This window comes from Roseofilum halophilum BLCC-M91, assembly GCF_030068445.1.
GTDB classification, from domain to species: domain Bacteria; phylum Cyanobacteriota; class Cyanobacteriia; order Cyanobacteriales; family Desertifilaceae; genus Roseofilum; species Roseofilum halophilum.
In genome coordinates, this window is the sequence record NZ_JAQPOK010000001.1 from 25,797 (window position 1) to 47,576 (window position 21,780).

A 21,780-nucleotide genomic window follows, 5' to 3' on the forward strand; every position below is an offset into this window, starting at 1 on the left:
TCCTTAAATTGGGGGTCAAATCAATCCTAGCTTTCATTCCACAATCAACTCCAAATTCGGCAAAAACTTTTTTAAGTTCTTCAATGATTTACTTTGCCAAGGCACATCAACCGAACCTTCTACTGTCAACTGAATATTCGGTTTTTTTCGCAAGCCAATTACAAATTTTGTAATTAAGCTAATCCCGGAACTATTTAAAAAACTTAACTCTCTTAAGTTTAAAGTTAAATGGGAAGGCTCGGACTCCGCAATGCGATCGAGAAACTTCTTGATCGGATCGTACTCAGATGCTCCATTAAGACTGAGTTCACCCGTAAACTGAATCGTTGTTGATTCGGGATCGTAATCAATCTTATAATCTTTTGTTTCTATGCTCTGATCATCCATGTTTATCTCTCTCCATCGGGTAATCAACCAACAATCAAACCTTGACTTTAGCCATGGTTGTAATCGTAACAAAATCACGACCTGCTTTAGAATCAGCAATTTTCCACCCTAAAACAGCTCCATAATCTTTAATCATACTAATTAAACCTAATCCAGATGCATTGCTATCCTCTTCTAGACTCTTTTCCACTTGATCGACATATAAATCCTCTAAGTCTTCATTGAGTAACTGATCGATAAACGCTTCCAAAGGCTTCAGTTTTTGAGCTATCACTGTATTGGTGGCAAAAATAGCAGCAATAATACTATCATTCTCCTGTCGTAGAAAATGAATGCCAAAACCAACTTTAGCACTCACCGATGCATCATGAAACTTGATCGCATTTTCTAGCAGTTCGTTAGCAATATAACTGACCGATGCCTTACTTTCTTCTACTCGACGATGATCGTCATCTAAAGGTAAAAAACTACAAAAATATTCTGCTAGAAAGTAAGCAGATAGTCGATTGTTTTTCCAGCGTTTTTTTAACGGTTGTGACGTGGGGGTAAAGGTCAACTCCAAGGAGTCATGTTCCGGAGGAAATTCTTTAATAAAATTGCCTAAAATTTTTTCCATATGCTAATAAAATATATTATAGAGTTCTATATTTTGTGTAATCAATAACTATAAAATAAACGGGAAGGTTCATGTAAGGGTTTATGTTAATAATTTTGCTTCAACACCACTAAAGTGATATCATCCAATATTTTTTCAGTGCCGATAAACTGCTGTAAATCCTCTATAATCGCTTTTTTGATTGGCTCAGAAGTCTTTTGCCAGTTCTGGCTAATGATTTGACATAATTGTTCTATACCATAGCGCTGGTTCCTCCCATTTCTCGCTTCTGTAATCCCATCCGTATAGAGTACCACACCGTCACCTGGATTCAAATCTATTCTAGTATAACTAATAAACTCGGAAATGTTGTCATCTAAACCAATGGGTAAGCCTAAATCTAGGGTATCAATGCGTTCAATTGTTCCCCCTTGACGTACAACAATGATTTCTTCATGTTGGCCGCTGACCGTTAATTGACCCTCCGCATAATTCAAGATAGATAAAGTTAAATTTTTATCTATTCCCATATTTTTTACATTTTTATAAATGGTGCGGTTCAGAATGTCTAAAAAGTGAATGGGGTCATGTTCTTTGATCTCCTTCAGGGTACGAACGGCAGTTTGAGTCATGAGCATTAGAATACCACTTTCTAGTCCATGACCGGTCACATCACCAATACCAATCGTAATCACTCCATCCATGGAAATGACATCATAATAATCGCCCCCCACTTCGTCGGCTGGTTGCATATAGCCAGTAATATCAAGTTCTTCAATTTTGGCTAAATCTTCGGGTTTGGGAAGAATTAATTGCTGCATTTCCCTGAGAATTTCTAGCTCTGCGGACAGGCGTATGTTTTCTGACTGAAGTTGTTGATTGAGGCGATCGATTTTTTGGTTGGCAGCCGCTAATTCTCTGGTTCTCTCTTGTAAGCGATGGATGACGATCGCGTTTTCATTGGTCGCCTGCACTAACCTCTGCTCTAACTCCATCTGGGAAGTCACGTCTTCGAGGAACAAAATCAGATGGGGTTGCGGCTCCCTAGGGTCGGGATCGGGGATAAAATAGAGGTCGATATACAAGTGGGTATCTGGATTCGGAGAACGGGCGATCGCCTTGAGATCGAAGCTATCGAGTTCTCCGATTATGACAGACCCTAAGATATCTTCTAGACCGAATGTTTCGGGAAAATACTGATCTAACCTTTCCCCTGTCTTTAAGGGAATCTCGTCTCCCGTCAGCCGTTGTGCCCCCACAGAATAGTCCTGGATGATCAAATCCGGGTCTAAAATCAAATATTCAATATGATTGGGGACAATCAGTTGCCACATGAATTACTTGATCGCCATAATTTCCTGGGCTAAATCTTGGAAGAGCTGATTAACGTTGTCTCCACTTTTGGCGGAAGTACCATAGGTTTTAATGACGGGGTAATCTGAGTCTAAATAGTGATGGTGTTTCAAGAGTGCCTCTAGCTTTTGGTCGTCTACCAAGTCTGCTTTGTTGAGGGCAACTACCATTTTACCCTTGGGATTCACTTTACTGAACAGATTGAGATGATCGGTCAAGTTGTTTAAGGTTTCTTCCCGACTGACATCCCCGACAATGATTGCTCCTTTGGCTCCTTGCAGGTAACTGGGGGCGATCGCCTTAAATTTGGTTTGTCCTTCAATATCCCAGATCAATAATTGTAACTCCGATCCTTCAGGAAGCGCCACATCTTTTCGGGAAATTTTTACCCCCACCGTAGATAAATATTTATCATCAAACTGACCATCCACAAACCGACGGATCAGGCTGGTTTTACCTACGCTGAAGTCTCCAACCATACAAATTTTCTTAGAAACTTTACCCATGTTAATTTCCTACATTAATCGGACGAAACAACTCAAATCGAACACAGCGACTTAAAGCTAGGGCATCCGTAGAGTTGATCCCTGGTGGGGGTTCAGTGGTTCCTCGGATTTTAAGGCGATCGGACGCAATGCCTTGCTGTTGTAAGGCTACTTTCACCGCTTCTGCTCGTTCCCAAGAGAGTTTTTGATTTTCACCCCAGGCTCCTACTTTATCACTATGCCCGGTAATCATTAAATTAAATTCTGGATACTGGTTTAAAAATTGGGCAATTTTGGGAATCCCTTCAGCCAGATCGGCCGGATGCAGTCGATCGGAGCCGGATTCAAAATAAAACTTCATTTCTAAGGGTGAAGATTGAAGTTGAATCCGACTAAAGACACTGCTCACTCCAGTAATTCCTTCTAAAGAATCTAATATTTTCGCTAAATCTGCGCCTTCGACCACCGTTCCGGAAACCGTTACGTTCCCTTGGTTATAGGTTGCTTTAATGTTCACTCCATCGAGTTGGTTTAGCACATTGACGATCCGATTAACTTCTGTGGCGGCTGCATCTAAATCGGGAGGTAAATTTACCGCTACAATGTCGTTATCTAGGGTTAATTGCGGGGCGATTTCTGAAACAATTTCCCCAGCTTTTGAGCGCAAATATTCGTTGGGTACTCGTCCTTCTAATTGGATGGTTTCCCGATCGACATCCGGTCGAATGGCATAAACGGAGAGTTCGGGAGAGGCGAGGAGGGCTTGACGAGTTTGAACTTCTAGACGATATTCTTTGTGCCATTGATGAGAACTCCAAATCCACGGGATAGCGATCGCTCCCATCACGGCTAGAATGAGGAGGATTAAGGCCCAGGGAAACTCATCATCGTGTTTCTTCTCGCTCTCGGTAAAGAGTTTTTCTAAGGCTTCTGGGATGGGTTCGGGGACGGTATCGGAGTCGCCATCAAATTCACTGATGGGTTCGCCAAATTTTTGTAGGAGGAAGGAGTAGGTGGTTTGGATCTCTTGCAAGAAGGCTTTTGAGGGTTCGCCTTTGATGACGACGGCCATATAGGAGTAACCGGCTACTTCGAGAAGAATTTTACAGTCATCATATTCAATTTCATTGAGTTCTGAGGCGGCTTGATCGGAGGAGATACAGTCATTGACGAAACTGCGGATGGCGGTGAGCATTCCGGCCAGCATGTCTGATTCTAGGCGGTCTACTTCTGAGGGTTGGTATTCACTGATGACTAGACCGGAGGCTTTGTGAATCAGGAAAATGGCCCGGACGCTATAGGGCATGGATTCTTGAAAGATCAGCTCGGCCTCGGAAACGCCCTGGACTCTGGCTTTGATTTTGCGTTGAATGCCTTTTAGGGTGAAGGTGCTTTCAACTTTTTGGTTGATGGATTGAATGACATCATTCATGTATTTGGCAATGGTGTTGCCAATGACGGGATAGAGCGCGTCAACCATGGAGTCCCGTTCGCATTCGATTTGCTCTTTGATGGCGGGGCCCATTTCCGGGCCGATAGCTTTGGCGATCGCATGGCGGTCAATCCGAATTTGCTCTTCAATGGCTAGACTCACCTCTGGGGCTAAGGCTTTGGCGATTTTCCGGGGCGATCGCCGGATTTCTTCGGCAATGGCGGCGGGTATCAAATCTGCCAATACCCCACTCATGGCTTCCGCATCCTCTTGGGCGCGATTTTGAATAATTTTGTCAATGATGGGAGTGAGTACCCGAATACTTTGCTCGTGAGAAACGGTTAAATCAAATCCTAACAGTTCAGACACTAATGGCATGAGGGGATTAATCAGGGCCGTTTGTTGTTCGAGTTGGCTTAAGCGCTCTTCCAGACTCAAATCTGATGAACTCTTGAAGGGTGATAGATTCGAGGCTCGATCCGAGGGGGAAGATTGGGTTAAAGAGGAGCTAGAATCTGGAGCTTCTGAGGGCAATAGTAAATTTTGCAGAGCATTGAGAGACCGATCTAGCTCTGGAGCCGTTTCTTGTTGCGGTTGATCTAGTCGATCTGCCGGTTCAGATGTGGCTTGGCTTGGAGAAATTGGCGTTTGAGGGGAATCGGCAGAAATTACAGAATTGGAGGTTGCTCTGTCTTCCTCCAATTCTGCTTGTAAGACTAAAGGAGGTAAATGTTCTTCTGAAATTTCAGACGAAGATCTCGATTCAGGTTGCGGATCGAGGAGCAGATCGGACAATAAATCCAGGGTACGATCCAACCCCTGGGGGGTATCGGGGGGTTGAGATGAAACGGAAGCCCTTGGTTTTCTTGGGCGTTCCACTTCTAGGGTTGAGCGATCTGGATTCAACCAATTAAAGAGGTTCTCTTCCTCCAGAGTCGATTCTAATCTAGGCTCAGAGGAGGATTGAGAACGCTTTTCTTGTGAATGTCGATCTGATAAAACCATGATGCACCCCGATCGCTGATTTCTCGTTCACACTTAACTTAAGAGTGTTGTTCAGGCAACAACAAATCCGCCTTTACTTCCGATCCTTCAATTTCGCGAACGAAATCCGTTTTTTTGACTTTCATGCACAGGTCAAATAAGACTTCTGCGAATTCATCACGGGAAATCTTGTTGTCTTCGAGTCCATTGACATATTTATCGACTTCGGTTTGGATTTGCCCGGTGATAGCATGTAGCTCTTTTTGCAAAGATTCTTTGGTATGGCGAATGTTTTGCTCTAAACTTTCCGTCTGGTTATGTAAGGTTTTATCTAAACCTTTGACTTGTTCATTAAAGTTTTTCTGAGTCCGTTCTAGGTCTTGTTTAAATTCGGTGAAGTCTTCCGTATGGGTTACGGTCACATACTGAATTTTTTTCTCTAGGGCATAGGAATTGGATCGCAGTTCATTGGAGAACTGTTCATTGAGTTTATTGAGACGATCGCCCATCTCTTGTTTGAGATCCTTGATCATACTCTCTAGGGTTTCAAGTCGGGTATCGAGTTCCCGTTGCTGTTCTCCAAAGAGTAAATCGCGGATCTGCTCGACATTTCCCAGGCGATCGCGCATATCCTTCTGTTGTCCTGGATCGTTCATTATCGTTTTCCTCTCACACTCGCGTGAAATAGATACTTTATGAGCGCTTCAAACTCATAATTTGCTGCTTCAACAAATCCCCTTGATTTTACTGGAATTTTTCGCCGATACAAGCTTAAACTACAAATTTTAATCTCCCTGAGAACAAATGTGGCCATCTTGAACCCGCAGAATCTGGGAGGAGTGTAACCAGTTTTGCTCGAAGGCACTTAAGTGTGTTGTGGTAATCAGGGTTTGAAACCGGTCGGCGATCGCTTCTAAAAGCTGATTTTGCCGGGTTAAGTCCAATTCGGCTAAGACATCATCCAATAAGAGCAAGGGGGATTCTCCGACGACTTCAGAAATTAATTTTAATTCCGCTAACTTTAAGGCTAACACGAGGGTTCGTTGTTGTCCTTGGGAGCCATATTGACGGGCGGGAGTCCCATTGATATGAAAGTCTACCTCATCTCGATGGGGGCCGACCAAAGTCGTGCCTTGAGCCGATTCGGCGATCGCTCGATCGGTTAGTTTCTGGAAAAATGCCCCTTCAATGGCTTCTACCGGCGATCGAGAATCTCCATCCCAAACCACACTGGGATTATAGGCGATCGCTAATTTTTCCCTCGATCCACTAATACTGTCATGCCAGGCTTGGGCAATGGGGGCAAGTAGCTCTAACACCCTAGAGCGTCGGCGAATCAGACGCACTCCCACCGACACCAATTGGGCATCCCAGAGGGCTAACTGTTGAGGCTTTTCCCGCCCCCCAACCTCTTGAAATTGCCGCAATAGGGCATTACGTTGCCGTAAAATCTGCTGATATTGACGCAACATCGGATCGTAGACGGGTTCCAATTGGGTTAGAAGCGTATCGAGCCACAAGCGGCGATTTTCCGGAGATCCGCGCACCAAATCCAGATCCAAACTGGAAAACTGTACCACATTGAGCGCCCCTAAAAAATCCCGCCGTCGTCGCTGGGCTTCATGGTTGAGCAATAATGTCCGCTTACCACTAGAGCGCAACACCACTTTGAGGTTAAGCTCCCCCGTTTGCCGTTCCACTAGGGCGCTCACTTGCCCCATGGAAGCCGAACGATCCGGAGATTGCCAAACTAAATCGCGATCGCTCTTGGCTCGATGCGATCGTAACGTAGACAATAGCTCCACCGCCTCCAATAAATTCGACTTCCCCTGGGCATTATCCCCCACCAAAATAACCTTTGGAGCTAGAAAACTCACCGCCTGCTCCACATAATTGCGAAATTGCTTAAGATAGAGGTGCTTCAAATACATCCTGACGACATGACAATCCACTAGAGCTGAATTTTGAACATCTTACCTATGCCTTATTATTTGTTACTCATTCCTTAACAACACCAAGCGCTGTAAACCCATGCCCACAGACCTGATTCTGCTTATTGCTGCCCTGATCGTCTCCTGGCTCATATTTACCTGGCTCGTGAAAATTGTTAAACTCACCGTGGGCACAGCCCTCACCCTTGCCGGAATTATCCTCATCCTGCAACTGCTCTTTGGCATCAACCCTAACCAACTTTGGCAACAAATCATTAACTTACCCCAAATCGTCCTCAATTGGATCTCCAATTAACCCCTGCATCTCCTCTCAAGCGCCCCTAGTCCAGTTTATCAACCGCACTCCAATTACTGACCTCAACTGGCACTCAATCCCCTCAGTTGTTCGACATCTACCCTAACCATTTGTAAAATTGGCCTTGATCCCCACTGTTTTCTCATCCCATCTGTGGCATTCTAAGGACAATCACCCCTTTCAAATCTAGCGAGATCGTGCGAGGCAACTCCCATGAAGACTAAGAAAAACTCCTCTAACATCCACCCAATTTGGAATTGGATTAACTGGTTAAGCTTTCCGATCCTGCTCTTTGTAGCCGTCCATATTCTGCAAGCTCAAGATTCTGTACCTCAATCGACCTTTTCCGTCCCGCCCCAATCCCTAGAACTGCAAACTCTCTTGTCAAAGCATTCTTGAGGTCTGGTAATGGTAGGCTAGACCTATTGAAACTTCATCGATTGTCTTATGTCAGGGCATCAGTTACGCCACCTTCTTGACCAACCCGGAACCCTTATTTTGCCTGGAGTCTATGACTGTCTGGGAGCGAAGTTGGCCGCCCAAGTGGGCTTTGAAGCGGTGTTTACCAGTGGGTTTGGCATTTCTGCCTCTACTCTGGGATTACCCGATTATGGGTTACTAACGGCGACAGAAACGCTCCAGAGTGTGGGAAAAATGGCCCAATCGATTTCTATTCCTCTGGTGGCGGATCTCGATACGGGTTATGGCAATCCCCTCAATGTGATTCGCACGGTGACTGAGGCGCTCCGGTGGGGGGTGTCTGGCATTATTCTCGAAGATCAGGTTTGGCCGAAAAAGTGCGGTCATTTTGAAGGAAAACAGGTGATTTCAGCAGCCGAACAGGTGGAGAAAATTAAGGCGGCAGTTCATGGGAGGGGGGAGAGTGGTTTGGTGATTGTGGGGCGCACAGATGCGAGAGCGCCGTTAGGCTTAGATGAGGCGATTCGTCGGGGGCGATTATATGCCGAAGCAGGAGCGGATATTGTGTTTATTGAAGCGCCCCAGTCTTGGCAAGAGTTGGTGAGTATTTCTGAGGCGTTTGCGGGGACGGGAGTCTATTTGTTTGCTAATTTGATTGAGGGAGGTAAAACGCCTTGTTTGAGTCGCTCTCAGTTGGAGGAGTTGGGGTTTAAGGTTGGAGTGTATGCCCTGTCGGGTTTGTTTGCGGCAACTCAGGCGATGCGCGAGTGTTTCCAGAGGTTGAGAGCAGAAGGGACGACGGGAAGGACACCAGAGGATCTCTCGTTCCCGGAATTTGAGCAAATTATTGAGGTGGATCGATATCGACAGTTGGAAAAGCAGTTTACAATACCTGACCAATCCATTCAAAATTAAATTACCCATGACTGAACCTTCTGCCGATCTGAATACCCAATCTTCTATGGCGACGCGCATCCGTAATCTGGTGGTGGTGTTAGCGGCGATCGCCTTAAGTGTAGCGTTATTTTTAGGCTTGCAAACCCAAAATCCGTCTACCTCGTTGTCTGAGTTGGCTGAAACTTCGATACCGCTAGAGGTGGCACTAGAGAATGAGAAGCCGACGTTTATGGAATTTTATGCCAATTGGTGTTTAAGCTGTCAGTCCATGGTTCCCGATATGGTGGCGTTGCGAGAGAGCTATGGGGAACAGGTCAATTTTGTGATGTTGAATGTGGATAATACTAAGTGGTTGCCAGAAATGGATACTTATCGAGTGGATGGTATTCCCCATTTTGTGTTTTTGGATCGTCAGGGAGAGGCGATCGCCGAAACTATTGGCGAACTGCCTAAACCGATCCTGCAAGATAAATTAGACGCTCTAGTGGCTGGTGTCCCCATTCCCGATGCTGGCAATATGGGCAACGTATCGAGCCTAGAATCGGGTTCAGGCAGCGAAGTCCCTAGGGTTTCCGATCCCCGCAGCCACGGCTCCCAGGTAATTATTAATAATTAACAATTCTATTGTGAGTAATGGATGCACCTCTAGAACGAATTCAACTGTCGCAGACGGCGAAGGATCAACTGACGAAGTTGAAACGGTATACGAAAATTGAACAGTGGAATATTCTCTGTCGTTGGGCGTTTTGCCGTTCTTTGGCGGAACCGTCAATCCCTTCTCCGGTTCCGATTCCTCGTGATAGTAATGTGGAGTTGTCTTGGCGGGTGTTTGGGGGGGAGCTGGCGGATGTTTTGGCGATCGCCCTCAAGCAACGTTGCGTTAATGATGGACTCGGCAGCGATCCGGAAACTCTGGCGCTTCAATGTCGCCGCCATATCCATCGCGGAATTGGCTATTTGGCAGGCGATCCGAATCTGAAGAAGATTGAGGCTTTAATCCGGTTGTGCGATCGCGTCTCTGGTAATCGGTAATCGGTAATCGGTCATGGTGTCTATGCTTTACTATTGCAAAAATGAGGCAATAAAGTACAACGGCTTTTGAGCCAGCTTATTGATAATTCTTCTGGATTAATTTAGGTTATCTAGTCCCAGAGATTAAAAGAAGATTCTGATTAAAGGTAGGTTGACAAAAGAAAGACGATCGTTTATAAGGCTTTCTATCTAGGTTAGATAGCAAGATTCACAAAACTTAAGATGAAATTTAATTAGGAATTCCTCTCATTAGTTGTACAATGTCTGGTGGATGAATTTTTAGTAACTTTTCTCAAAGAAAACGACAGGACAACCATGAGATTGAATCGACGACACTTTATTCTGGCTGCGGGAACAGGAATCGTAGCCGTTGCCAGCAAGAATCTTATCAGTAGGGGGCCGGCGATCGCCCAACGAACGGCTGTAAACCTCTACTCTTCCCGTCACTACGACACCGATGATGAACTCTACGACAGCTTCTCGCGAGCGACAGGGGTGAGAGTGAACCTGATCGAAGGGGATGCCGAACAACTGATCGAACGGGTCAAAAGTGAAGGAGCCAATACCAGGGCAGATATTTTACTAACCGTTGATGGGGGTAACCTGTGGCGAGCCAAACAAGATGGCATCCTACAACCGATTAGCTCTTCCACCCTGAATCAGAAAATCCCCAGTAACCTCCGAGACCCCCAAGGCCATTGGTTTGCCTTCTCCAAGCGGGCCAGGGTGATTATGTACAATAAGAATAAGGTGAGTAAATCCCAACTCTCCACCTATGAAGATTTAGCCGATCCCAAATGGAAAGGGAAAATCTTGATTAGAAGTTCGAGTAATATTTACAACCAATCCCTCCTGGGTTCCCTCTTAGCGGCCCATGGTGCAGAGAAGACCCTAGCGTGGGCTAGAGGGGTGGTTTCTAATTTTGCGCGATCGCCAGAAGGCAACGATACGGCCCAAATTAAAGCTTGTGCTGCGGGAGTTGGGGATATCGCCATTGCCAATAGCTACTATCTAGCTCGTCTGGGTAAATCTAGCCAACGGGAAGATCAACAAGTATTCAATACTGTAGGCATCTTTTTCCCCAACCAAACCGGCCCCAACGGTCGCGGAACCCATGTCAACATCAGTGGGGGTGGTGTCGTTAAGCACGCGAAAAACAAACAGGCGGCGATCGAGTTTTTAGAACATCTGGCCGAGCGTCAAGCTCAACAGTTTTTCGCTGAAGGCAATAACGAGTATCCCGTTGTCTCTGGTGTTCCCCTCGATCCCGTTTTGCAAAGTTTTGGCAGTTTTAAGGCCGATCCGCTCAACCCAGATGTCTTCGGTAAAAATAATGCAGAAGCCTTAAAAATTATGGATCGAGCCGGTTGGAAATAAGCCACAAGCTCTAGCCAGTTAATGGGTTAAAAAGCGGGCAAGATGCCCGCACTCCTGGAATTCTTTGATATAGCTGGAGTGGGAGCATCTTGCTCCCTGGATTTTTAATTAGGGTATTTAATCGGACTTGATAGAATCGGAGAATAGAGTTATAATTGATACAAAACAGACCCATGAAAGGCGATCGCCATCTTCTCCAACTCCCCCATATCCCCCTACAAACCAAAGAACTGCTTCCAGAATCTTCTGGAATCTATTACGTTCTCGATAAATCCCACAAAGTGTGGTACATCGGCCAAGCCAAAAACATCTGTAAACGCTGGAAAGGCAAAACCCATCATCGCAATGACATTAACCTTTCAACGAGAAAAAGTAGCCAAAAAGTAAACCTTCCTCTGTTTTTTTCAGGTCAATTTAGGACTATCGAATTAAAAATATAATATCAGTACCTATTACTGGTAAAATCAACCCAACGTTTTCGTGCGGTTAAACTGAGAAATGCGTTCGCGGTTAACTGTCCCTACAACCCACAGAATTAGAATATTAGTATCAATCAAAATTCCTTTGTGTCGATATTTTTTATAAATATCTTGAATTTCATCTATCATAATTCTCGAATTTTCATCGACTCAACTTCATTTGTTCTTGAGTTGATTGTAAATATCTTATAGACTCGTTCATATTGCCGGTTATCGGCAACGGGCAATAGAGGATTTTGCTTGATTTTAGTGGGGCGGGTATATCCCAAAGTAATCAGCCATTTATCTTCAGAAAACTCAACTTCTTCAAGTCGTAAGTCTTCAATCTCTTCCCCCAACTGAGGCAAAAGTTTTTCAAAGTAAGCTTTCGCTAGGCGTACTGCTTGTTCAACCTGTCGTGCCATAAATAATTAACCTCTAGATTGCTTTCAATGTTATACTATAATTCTACTTCGTAGAGTAACACAGCTTAGATTGTGAACTGCACCCGATCTAGTCATTTAACTGTTTTGTCATTAAAAAAACGATTATAGCGTTGATAGCCGACTCTGTGATAAAGTTGTAAAATGATCTCTAAATCAGTTAGCTCTGCCACTCTATAGTTAATCATGATGATTTTCTTCCTCTGAAAGTCAACCATTTATAAGTCAATTATACAACATTCGATCGCCGACCCAGTAGAATAAGCTATCATCCTCTGAAGTCAAGCAACTTAAATATACCCTTCCATATGCCTCCAGATAATCTCAATTCCAAAGTTAATGTTAGTGATTGCTTGTCCAAAATTGAATTACTGGATCGAGAACTATATGAGTATTTTTATTCGGTAATTATAATTAACTCAGTCCTAAAAAGAAAGCATATTAGTTTTCAAGGAAATAAAGACCGCTCATATTATAGACTCTACAAGTATAAAGAAGCTTTTTCTGCGGACTTAGTAGAATATTTATTCCAGCAATATCCAGTTCTAGAAGGGAAAATTCTCGATCCTTTCGCTGGTTCTGGGACAGCTCTATTTGCCTGCTCCTCTTTAGGTTACGATGCTGATGGGATTGAACTATTACCCGTGGGGCAAAAAATTATAGAGGCCAACTTAATTGCTAGGGAGGGGAACAAAAACCGGATTTTATCAAGGCTAGAATATTGGTTGGTTCAACAACCTTGGAATAGAGAAGGAAAATGCCAAGAGTTGAATACATTACGAATTACCCATGGTGCATATCCCCAAACAACTCAAAATAAAATAGGACGTTATATTTATGATATTCAGAATGAAGATATAGAGACTAAAGAACTCTTATTATTTGCCTTATTATCTATCTTAGAATCGATCAGTTATACCAGAAAAGATGGGCAATATTTGCGATGGGATTACAGGGCTGATCGTAACCAAAGTGCTAATACATTTAACAAGGGTAAAATATTATCATTCGATGAAGCTATCGATCGGCAGATCAATCAAATTAGGGAAGATTTAATACATCACGATCGACCCCAGGATTTATTCTCATTGCTTCAAGGAGATTTGAATAAAGGACAGATCAATTTACTCAAAGGGTCTTGTTTAGATATTTTACCTGAATTAAAATCTGAACATTATTCAGGAATTATGACTTCCCCCCCTTACTGCAACCGTTATGACTATACACGAACTTATGCCTTAGAACATGCAGTGCTGGGAGTCAATGAAATTGAATTAGTGCGTTTGCGCCAGGCTATGTTAACTTGTACGGTAGAAAACAAGTTTAAAGATCTAATTACTTTCAATCAATCATGGAAAACTGCTATTAATATTTGTAACCAGATGCCGTTATTACAACAAATTTTTAATGACCTCGATCATCAAAAACAGACCAAGCAGTTGAATAATCCAGGAATTGTGCGTATGGTAAAAGGGTATTTTTATGAGATGGCTTGTACAATCCAAGAATGCTATCGTGTTTTACAAAGAAATGGGAAGATGTTTATGGTTAATGATAATGTTAGATATGCGGGAATATCTATATCAGTAGATCTAATCCTCTCAAAAATAGCCGAAGAGCTTGGCTTTACGATTAAAAATATTATGGTTCTTCCTCAAGGAAAAGGGAATAGTTCTCAACAAATGGGTAGACATGGACGACAACCTTTAAGAAAATGTATTTATGTTTGGGAAAAGTAAATTTAAATGTCATTTCATAAACATTTAAGAATTTATGAGGACTTGATTACTCCTTACGATCAGATCCGATCGGGATTCATTTCTTTAGCATTAGAGAAAAATAAAAAAGCCACCCCTTTTATTGAAGAAGCAAAAGCACTTAAGGTCTTGGCATCAAGAGCTAAAGATCCCAAGGAGTTATTAACGATAAATAACATAAATGATGCATTACTTACAGCAGCCGGTATTTCTGGCAAGGCTAAAAATCACTTACGAGAATCGGATAAACAAGAAGCGATTAGAAATTTGCTAGAAAATTTTTTGGAGCCATCAGGCAATTCATTTATTGATGAATTAGTGTATCGCTTTCTGCTGACTAGAGGGGATGCTCTTGGGGGTAGAATTCGGAATTTAGCGGGTGCATTAGGTCTGTGGGGATTTACGAGAGTTTTTATATCTACTTGCTCAGTCCGTGGACTCAATTTACAGTATCTGGATATCAAAAGTCAACATTGGATGGCTTACAATTTTGAGCCAGAAATTGAGAAACAGGTTAAAGGTTTACATTGGATATCAGATCATCATGAACGAACTTTAATCTATAACTTAACTGTTCCAACTGTGAAGAAGAATGTAGATATTTGCCTATTGAATGCTTCCCCCCACGACATTACTTTGGGTAAAAATAAGGATTCAGCACATTATCAATCGGAAAACTATCTTGCTCTGGGAGAACTTAAAGGAGGAATTGATCCAGCAGGAGCAGATGAGCATTGGAAAACCGCAAACTCAGCACTTGGACGGATCAGAAAAGCTTTCTCAGATCAAAATTGCTATCCTAAAATGTTTTTTATTGGTGCAGCGATCGCCGATCATATGGCTCAAGAAATCTATCAGCAACTGAACGATCGCCGTTTAACCAATGCCGCAAATTTAACGAATGAAGAGCAAGTTGTTTCGTTATGTGATTGGCTATTAAACCTATGAAGAGCTTCTACTTAAGCTTTATGCAATACTTCCTTAAACTCTGGCATGGAAAATATAAACTCCCCTTCCGAATCTTATTTGGTGTGATTTTACTCGGCTTAATCGTTCGCTCTGTACCCTATCTTATCCCCATTCGCGCCCAAGATATCGCGCAAACGGACGGTGCAATCACGTTTGAAGACCGTCATGGAGTGCCCCTGGGAACCTTGCTCACCCGCGACCAAGATCATACGATGGTGGTTTCTCTGGATGATATTTCGCCCTATTTTATTCAAGCGATTATTGCGGCGGAAGATAAGCGTTATTATGAGCATGGTTCGGTGGATTTTATTGCGGTTTCTCGTGCGATTTTAGAGGCTTTTCAAGCTAGAGAAATTGTGAGCGGAGCTTCAACCATTACGATGCAACTGGCGCGGATGCTCTATCCGACTCACCGTACTCTCCCGAATAAAGTGGGTGAAATTTGGACATCCTGGCGCTTAAGTGCGGGTATGGATAAGGATACTGTCCTAGCTGCATATATTAACCGCTTACCTATGGGAAGTAATCTTTATGGCGTGGAAGCTGCGGCTCGTACTTATTTTGGTCTTCCGGCTGCGGACTTGAATTTGGCTCAAGCGACGTTGCTGGCATCGCTTCCCAATGACCCTATCGACCTCGACCCCTACCACCATTGGCAAGCGTTGAAAATTCGGCAGCGTTATGTTTTAGACCGGATGGTGGCGGATAAGATGGTTACGGCTATGGAGGCAGAACGGGCGTATAGTGAACAAGTTTATCTGCGATCGCGACAACAGGGAATCCTTGCCGCCCCCCATTTCCTCTTCTGGGTTGCCCAGCAGCTCCCCACCCCCGACGGAGGAACCATCCGCACCACCCTAGATAGCTCCCTCCAGCAGTTTGTCGCCACCCAAGTGCAGCAAGTGGTGGACGCTCTTGCCCCCCAACAAGTCCACCATGCAGCCGCCCTGGTTATCGATAATCATACCGGGGAAGTCTTGGCCTATGTTGGTTCTCCCAACTACTTCAACGACAGCCAACAGGGGCAAAATGATGGGGTGCAAGCCTTGCGCCAACCCGGTTCCACCCTGAAACCTTTCCTCTACCAACTGGCGCTGGAACAACAGGTTATCCGTCCCCAAACCATCTTGGCGGACGTGCCCACTACTTATGCTATTCCTGGCGCGAAACTATACAAACCGGTGGACTATAGCGAAACCTTTTTAGGGCCGGTGCGGGTACGTTTGGCTCTGGCTAATTCTCTGAATGTGCCCGCCGTGCGCGTGTTAGAAGAAGTGGGAGTTCCGGTGTTTCTCAATCACTTGCGGGAACTGGGATTTACCCATCTGAGCCATGAGCCAGAATACTATGGATTAGGCTTAACTTTGGGCAGTGGCGAGGTGAGTTTATGGGAGTTAGGGAGGGCGTATCTGAGATTGGCACATGACGGTAAACCCGTGCCTTTAGTTACCTATTTTGGGGAAGAAACAGAAGCAGCAGAAACGCCCACAGAGACGACTTCTTGGGAACTGATACGAGATATGCTTGGCGATCGCCATGCCCGTGCTACCAGTTTTGGGGTAGACTCAGTATTAAACTTGCCCTTTCCTGCGGCCGTCAAAACCGGCACATCCTCCGACTATCGCGATACCTGGACAGTCGGCTTTAGCGCAGATTATACTGTTGCCACCTGGGTGGGTAACTTTGACGGAACCGCCATGCAGCAAGTCTCCGGAGTCATGGGAGCAGCTCCCCTCTGGCATCGAATTATGCAACAGTTACATGAAACTAGAGAACCGGCCGATTTTGCGCCTCCATCCGGTTTAGTTCAGCACCCCATTTGTGCCGTTACCGGACAAATTCTTGGGGATCAATCTCAATTTGAATCTGGTGTAGGGGCGGGTTTCAAACCCGCCCCTACTTGTCCTTCTGCCATTGTTTTAGAATACCTCTATCCCCAAGACATCCAACAATCCAATACTCAAAACCAGCCCCTAGAACTGCCCCCAGAATATAATGAATGGCTTTCCCAACAGCCAGAAAACCAGTGGCAAGGAGAACCGAGAATTGTCTTTCCTGAAAATGATGATTATTTCTTGCTCTCGCCCCAAGCAGAACAGGAAAATCGCCTAGAATTCAAACTAGCGGGTAAAATTGAAGACCCGCTAGAATGGTGGTTAAATGGTGAAAAAATCGCCACAACTCAATCTAATTCCCTATTTTGGAATATGAAACTAGGCAGTTGGGAACTGGAAGTAAAAACCGCCGGAGGAGAACCCAAAAGTCAGATTATTTTTCAAGTCCAAGAAGCGCCGCAAAAACGAACCCGTCGCGGCTTTTCCATCGCCGATTAGACTCCCGGAAAAGAATCAACCACTTTGATTTTAATATCCGGGAAACTGTTGACATATTGAATCTTAAAATCCGGAAAATGATCGACTTGCTTCCATTTTCCACAAGCATCGGGAAACTGTTCAACCCATTTGACCTTTAAATCGGGAAATGACTCAACCACCTGCACCTGAATATCGGGAAACTGTTCCACCACTTGCACCTTGCCATAAAGCTGGATGCCATTAAAACTGCAATTATCTGCATTTATTCCATCCTCTGTTTTTCCTGGCAGAGCTGCTAAAATCATGGCCAGAAAAAGACTTAGACTGAAAATGCTTATTGTTGGGAGCGATCGCCCCATGATTTTACCTCTTTTCATTTCACCCAATTATGCTATAATATAGCGTTATTTCCAGAAGTGTTTCAAAACCGTGTCTAGACCGATCGCTGTAGACTTATTTGCCGGTGCAGGAGGGATGAGCCTAGGTTTTGAGCAAGCGGGATTTGATGTTTTAGCCTCTGTAGAAATTGACCCCATTCACTGCGGAGTGCATCACTATAATTTCCCCCATTGGACGACTCTTTGCGCCGATATCTCCCAAATTACAGCAGCAGAAATTCGGAAAAAATCAGCCATTGGCAAGAAAACTATTGATGTCGTTTTTGGTGGCCCTCCCTGTCAAGGGTTCTCCGTGATCGGCAAACGCGCTCTAGACGATCCCCGCAATCGCTTAGTTTATCATTTTATTCGCTTAGTCTCTGAACTAAAACCAAAATTTTTTGTGATTGAAAATGTTAAAGGAATGGCGATGGGGGAGCATCGTTTATTTATTGAAGAAATTATTGACAAGTTTGCTTACCATGGTTATCAAGTAGACCGTAATTACAAAATCCTCAACGCTCGTCATTATGGCGTACCTCAAAACCGAGAACGACTCTTTTTACTCGGATGTCATCAAGATTTGCTCCTTCCCCAGTATCCCCAACCCTTAAGCCAGTTTACCTCAACTCAGATTAGTAACCCTGAACCCTACTTCGATCCCCATCCCACCGTTAAAGATGCCATTGAAGGACTCCCTAAAATTTATCGATATCCAGAACTCGAAATCCAAGATTGGGTAAAAGCTCCGTTTAGAAATCATAGTCACTATGGTAAGATTTTACATGGAATCTTGAAATTAGTTGATGATTATTCCTACCCTCGCCAATATGATAAAACCCTGTTAACTTCTAGTCTTAAAACTCGTCATACTCCTGAATCGATCCAGAGATTTAAGGCAACTCAACCGGGAAAAATGGAACCCATTAGTCGTTTTTTGAGACTTCATCCGCAGGGACTGTGTAATACGTTAAGAGCAGGGACACCTGGCGATCGCGGTGCGTACACTTCTCCCCGTCCCATCCATCCCTTTGAACCGAGATGTATTACCGTTCGGGAAGCAGCCAGGCTCCATTCTTACCCCGACTGGTTCCGGTTTCACCGCACCAAATGGCATGGGTTTCGACAAGTGGGGAATTCAGTACCGCCATTTTTAGCTAAAGCAGTCGCTGCGGAAATTGGTAAAGCTTTAGAGTATTCTCCCGTGCGTCCTCGGAAAATGATTCAACTCGATCGCACGGATTTATTAGTATGGGATAGTGCCACAGCCGCCCGATATAGCGGTTTGCGTGGTAAGGTTTAGTAATGTTGTAAGGGTTGAGTTATGAAGTTGGAGTTTGAAGTGCCGTCGATGGTGTGTGAGGGCTGTGTGGATGCGGTGAAGAAGGCGATCGCCAAAGCAGATAGTAGCGCCCAAGTCAATATTGTCCTAGAAACTAAGGCGGTGACGGTGGAAACGGGATCGTCAGAGCAAGAGATCCATCAAGCAATTACGGCGGCTGGCCATACGGTAGCTTAAATTATGGCTTCAGTTAAATCTGGATGGTTTTCTCGGTTGGTGGGGCGATCGCCGAATCTGTCGATGCGGTTAATGGCGATCGGCATTGCCATTACCCTATTCTTCCTCATTGTCGCCTTATTTGCCCCGGTTTTCCAGGCTTGGGGATGGCTGCAAGATCCCAGGGAAGCGCTGATGAACCCGCCCCAAGCACCCCCATCTGCCCAATATTGGTTGGGTACAACCCGGTTGGGCTATGATGTGCTTTCTCGTACCCTGTTTGGGGCGCAAGTAGCCTGGAAAGTGGTGATTTTAGCCACGCTCCTGAGTATTCTGGTGGGCGTTCCCCTGGGCTTGGTGAGTGGCTATAAGGGCGGGAAATTCGATCGCGTCGTCTTATTTGCCATGGATACCCTTTATACGCTACCGGGCTTATTGCTGTCGATTACATTGGCATTTGTGGTGGGCAGAGGGATCTTCAACGCGGCGATCGCCATTAGTATCGCCTATGTGCCCCAATATTATCGGGTTGTTCGCAACCACACGATCAGCGTTAAAACAGAACTCTACGTGGAAGCCGCCCAAGCCATGGGAGCCTCCACTTGGCGTATTCTCACCCGCTATTTATTCCTGAATGTGATTCAAAGTGTACCCGTATTATTTACCCTCAATGGAGCCGATGCCATCATGACTCTAGGGGGTTTAGGGTTTCTCGGTTTAGGGTTACCGGAAGAAATCCCGGAATGGGGACACGATCTCAGATTAGCCCTAGAAGTCCTACCCACGGGGATTTGGTGGACTGCCCTTTTTCCTGGCATGGCGATGACATTGATGATTGTCGGATTATCCTTGGTGGGTGAAGGGTTGAATGAGTGGGTAAACCCGAAGTTACGCAATCAGACGTAATCAAAGACTTGAATTATGCTTAAGCTCCCATTCCGGAATAATGCTTTAATCCTTTACGCCATAACCAACGATTAGCAGCATAAAAAATTAGTCCCCATCCAATCAGCGTACAAAGGGCGCGACCCCAATTGACTGGTAAACCCACCAGAACTGATGCCGGAAAATTCACGAGGTAGGGAAAGGGAGTCCACCAAAGTATTTCTTGGATGACGGGGGGAAAGATCTGTAAAGGGGCAATAATTCCGGATAAAAAGACATATAATAAAGACCAGAGTTGCTCTAGGGCGCTGGCTCGTTCTGTCCAAAAGGCAAAAATAGCGAAGGTATATTGAATGCTAAAGCGGACAAAAAAGACGATTTGAGTAATAAGCAGAAACAGGGCGATCGCCTGCCAGCTCGGTATCCAAAAGGCTTGAGGATAGAGAACAAAAAATAAGACGACTAAGCCGATGCTAAAGGGAATTCTCGCGAGTCGTTCCGCAAGATGACGCGCGAGGTAATGGGAAACGGGATCGATAGGTTGCAATAATCGGGGTGAAAGTTTACCTTTGACGACTTCCTCTTCAAATTCCCAAATGACCCAGACAAGAGCTAATTGACGCACGAGAAAGACGCTTAAAAAATAGCGGCCAAATTCGAGAGAACTTAAACCAAAATCAGCATTATCGGCTGCTTCAATCCAAACGCCCATGAGAATAAAGGGTAAGCAATTCGAGATAGCCCATAAAAAGAGTTCTGCCCGATATTCAACCATATGGGCATAATAGGTATCGAGAAAGATTTGGGTTTTTTTCAGGAAAAATTTCATGTTGTGATTCCCGTGCGAAAGACTCGGCCAATAATTTCTTCAATGGGAGGGTCGGTAATTTTGAGATCGAGGATTTCTAAGTCAGCGAGAATACGAGCAATGGTGGTCGTTAAGGCTTCCCGTTGGACTAAAAAGCGGACTTGGTGACCGGCGATCGCCTCAATTTCTCCATAGGGTTCTAATTCTGTGCTTGAATACTCTTGGGCTAAGTCTACTTGCACCTCTCGATAGGGCGCAAAGCGATCGAGCAGGGTTTGCAAGGAACCATCATAAATCAATCCTCCTTTGTGGATTAAGAGGACGCGATCGCACAATGCAGTAATATCAGCCATATAGTGACTGGTTAACAAAATCGTCGCCCCATAGCGCTGATTGTATTCGCGCAGGAACTCCCGCACATTTTCCTGAGCATTCACATCTAATCCCAACGTCGGCTCATCTAAAAATAGCACTTGCGGCCGGTGCAACAAAGCGGCTAAAAGTTCCGCCTTCATGCGCTCCCCTAGGGACAGCTTACGCACCGGTTGGGTTAATTTCTCCTGTAACAAGAGCATTTCTGTGAGTTCCCCTAACCGCTCCCGAAACTCTGAGGTTGACAACTCATAGACTGCCGCATTAATTCGCAAAGAATCCAGGGCCGGCAAATCCCACAACAACTGTTGTTTTTGCCCCATGACTAAGGTAATATTGCGTAAAAATTCGGTTTGCCGCTTAAAGGGCACATATCCCCCCACCTGCACCTGGCCGCCAGAGGGGTGGACTAAACCGGTTAACATTTTTAAGGTTGTGGTTTTTCCTGCTCCATTTGCGCCTAAAAATCCCACCACTTCACCCGATTCAATCTCAAAAGAAATCTTTTTAACTGCTTCGACTTGGCGGTACTTCCGTTTCCAGAAGTGCCGTAATGTGCCCTGAAGTCCCGGTTCCTTAATGGCGACGGGATAGGTTTTACTCAGGTGATACACGCCAATCAGAGGATGACCCATCTCCCTTGCCTGGTAAAAGTGAACATTTCTTATGGTAGCTAAACTTGTTGCCCG

Annotated in this window: 24 protein-coding genes; 13 read left to right on the top strand and 11 right to left on the bottom strand. The window is 44.7% G+C overall.

Going from position 1 to position 21,780, the window contains the following annotated elements; genetic code table 11:
- Positions 1–33 precede the first annotated feature (33 nt).
- The 7 genes from PJF56_RS00140 to recF form a co-directional block, all read right to left on the bottom strand.
- On the bottom strand, positions 34–387 hold the full coding sequence (locus PJF56_RS00140; protein WP_283760595.1) for a slr1659 superfamily regulator: 354 nt from the start codon (positions 385–387) through the stop codon (positions 34–36).
- Between the two features lie 34 nt (positions 388–421).
- On the bottom strand, positions 422–1,003 hold the full coding sequence (locus PJF56_RS00145) for a slr1658 family protein (RefSeq protein WP_283760596.1): 582 nt from the start codon (positions 1,001–1,003) through the stop codon (positions 422–424).
- Positions 1,004–1,089: 86 nt separating this feature from the next.
- Entirely contained in the window at positions 1,090–2,316 is a 1,227-nt protein-coding gene (locus PJF56_RS00150; protein ID WP_283760597.1) for a PP2C family protein-serine/threonine phosphatase, read from the bottom strand.
- A gap of 3 nt (positions 2,317–2,319) precedes the next feature.
- Positions 2,320–2,841 (bottom strand): Rab family GTPase, encoded by a 522-nt coding sequence (locus PJF56_RS00155; protein WP_283760598.1) that lies wholly within the window; start codon positions 2,839–2,841, stop codon positions 2,320–2,322.
- Between the two features lies 1 nt (position 2,842).
- On the bottom strand, positions 2,843–5,257 hold the full coding sequence (locus PJF56_RS00160; RefSeq protein WP_283760599.1) for an OmpA family protein: 2,415 nt from the start codon (positions 5,255–5,257) through the stop codon (positions 2,843–2,845).
- Between the two features lie 38 nt (positions 5,258–5,295).
- Entirely contained in the window at positions 5,296–5,892 is a 597-nt protein-coding gene (locus PJF56_RS00165) for a hypothetical protein (protein ID WP_283760600.1), read from the bottom strand.
- Positions 5,893–6,021: 129 nt separating this feature from the next.
- Complete coding sequence (recF, locus tag PJF56_RS00170; RefSeq protein WP_347179389.1) at positions 6,022–7,167, bottom strand: DNA replication/repair protein RecF; 1,146 nt, start codon at positions 7,165–7,167, stop codon at positions 6,022–6,024.
- Between the two features lie 100 nt (positions 7,168–7,267).
- On the opposite strand from recF, the gene PJF56_RS00175 reads away from it, so the two are divergent.
- The 7 genes from PJF56_RS00175 (at position 7,268) to PJF56_RS00205 (ending at position 11,649) form a co-directional block, all read left to right on the top strand.
- Positions 7,268–7,483 (top strand): hypothetical protein, encoded by a 216-nt coding sequence (locus PJF56_RS00175; protein WP_283760602.1) that lies wholly within the window; start codon positions 7,268–7,270, stop codon positions 7,481–7,483.
- A gap of 213 nt (positions 7,484–7,696) precedes the next feature.
- Entirely contained in the window at positions 7,697–7,882 is a 186-nt protein-coding gene (locus tag PJF56_RS00180) for a hypothetical protein (protein WP_283760603.1), read from the top strand.
- A 48-nt stretch (positions 7,883–7,930) separates the two neighbouring features.
- Complete coding sequence (locus PJF56_RS00185) at positions 7,931–8,818, top strand: isocitrate lyase/PEP mutase family protein (RefSeq protein ID WP_283760604.1); 888 nt, start codon at positions 7,931–7,933, stop codon at positions 8,816–8,818.
- A gap of 7 nt (positions 8,819–8,825) precedes the next feature.
- The gene (locus PJF56_RS00190) at positions 8,826–9,416 is read left to right on the top strand and encodes a thioredoxin domain-containing protein (protein WP_283760605.1); all 591 of its coding nucleotides are present in this window, start codon (positions 8,826–8,828) and stop codon (positions 9,414–9,416) included.
- Between the two features lie 17 nt (positions 9,417–9,433).
- Positions 9,434–9,832 carry a DNA sulfur modification protein DndE gene (gene dndE / locus PJF56_RS00195; protein ID WP_283760606.1) on the top strand — a complete coding sequence of 133 codons (399 nt, stop codon included), beginning with the start codon at positions 9,434–9,436 and terminating at the stop codon, positions 9,830–9,832.
- 315 nt (positions 9,833–10,147) lie between these two features.
- Complete coding sequence (locus PJF56_RS00200; RefSeq protein ID WP_283760607.1) at positions 10,148–11,209, top strand: Fe(3+) ABC transporter substrate-binding protein; 1,062 nt, start codon at positions 10,148–10,150, stop codon at positions 11,207–11,209.
- Between the two features lie 155 nt (positions 11,210–11,364).
- The gene (locus PJF56_RS00205) at positions 11,365–11,649 is read left to right on the top strand and encodes a GIY-YIG nuclease family protein (protein WP_283760608.1); all 285 of its coding nucleotides are present in this window, start codon (positions 11,365–11,367) and stop codon (positions 11,647–11,649) included.
- Between the two features lie 164 nt (positions 11,650–11,813).
- Here the strand turns inward: PJF56_RS00205 and PJF56_RS00210 are convergent, their stop codons facing one another.
- Entirely contained in the window at positions 11,814–12,092 is a 279-nt protein-coding gene (locus PJF56_RS00210) for a hypothetical protein (RefSeq protein WP_283760609.1), read from the bottom strand.
- Between the two features lie 326 nt (positions 12,093–12,418).
- Here PJF56_RS00210 and PJF56_RS00215 point away from each other — a divergent pair, with 326 nt between their 5' ends.
- From PJF56_RS00215 to pbpC, 3 genes are read left to right on the top strand one after another with little or no spacing between them, the layout of a single operon-like run.
- The gene (locus PJF56_RS00215) at positions 12,419–13,849 is read left to right on the top strand and encodes a hypothetical protein (RefSeq protein WP_283760610.1); all 1,431 of its coding nucleotides are present in this window, start codon (positions 12,419–12,421) and stop codon (positions 13,847–13,849) included.
- 6 nt (positions 13,850–13,855) lie between these two features.
- Positions 13,856–14,815, top strand: a complete 960-nt coding sequence (locus PJF56_RS00220; RefSeq protein WP_283760611.1) for an AvaI/BsoBI family type II restriction endonuclease — start codon at positions 13,856–13,858, stop codon at positions 14,813–14,815.
- On the top strand, positions 14,812–17,169 hold the full coding sequence (gene pbpC, locus PJF56_RS00225; protein WP_283760612.1) for a penicillin-binding protein 1C: 2,358 nt from the start codon (positions 14,812–14,814) through the stop codon (positions 17,167–17,169). Before PJF56_RS00220 ends, pbpC begins: the two co-directional genes overlap by 4 nt.
- Here the strand turns inward: pbpC and PJF56_RS00230 are convergent.
- Positions 17,166–17,456 (bottom strand): 7(1) septoil knot domain-containing protein, encoded by a 291-nt coding sequence (locus tag PJF56_RS00230; protein ID WP_283760613.1) that lies wholly within the window; start codon positions 17,454–17,456, stop codon positions 17,166–17,168. The two genes, pbpC and PJF56_RS00230, sit on opposite strands and share 4 nt — an antisense overlap.
- 124 nt (positions 17,457–17,580) lie before the next feature.
- Between PJF56_RS00230 and PJF56_RS00235 the strand changes: the two genes are divergently transcribed.
- From PJF56_RS00235 to PJF56_RS00245, 3 genes are read left to right on the top strand one after another with little or no spacing between them, the layout of a single operon-like run.
- A complete protein-coding gene (locus tag PJF56_RS00235; RefSeq protein ID WP_283760614.1) occupies positions 17,581–18,831 on the top strand; it encodes a DNA cytosine methyltransferase in 1,251 nt (416 codons plus the stop codon).
- Between the two features lie 21 nt (positions 18,832–18,852).
- Positions 18,853–19,047 (top strand): heavy-metal-associated domain-containing protein, encoded by a 195-nt coding sequence (locus tag PJF56_RS00240; protein ID WP_283760615.1) that lies wholly within the window; start codon positions 18,853–18,855, stop codon positions 19,045–19,047.
- Positions 19,048–19,050: 3 nt separating this feature from the next.
- Positions 19,051–19,932, top strand: a complete 882-nt coding sequence (locus PJF56_RS00245; RefSeq protein WP_283760616.1) for an ABC transporter permease — start codon at positions 19,051–19,053, stop codon at positions 19,930–19,932.
- Between the two features lie 19 nt (positions 19,933–19,951).
- On the opposite strand, the gene PJF56_RS00250 is transcribed toward PJF56_RS00245, so the two are convergent.
- Positions 19,952–20,740, bottom strand: a complete 789-nt coding sequence (locus PJF56_RS00250) for an ABC transporter permease (protein ID WP_283760617.1) — start codon at positions 20,738–20,740, stop codon at positions 19,952–19,954.
- A complete protein-coding gene (locus tag PJF56_RS00255; RefSeq protein ID WP_283760618.1) occupies positions 20,737–21,726 on the bottom strand; it encodes an ABC transporter ATP-binding protein in 990 nt (329 codons plus the stop codon). The genes PJF56_RS00250 and PJF56_RS00255 overlap by 4 nt, the downstream gene beginning before the upstream one ends.
- Positions 21,727–21,780: the final 54 nt, after the last annotated feature.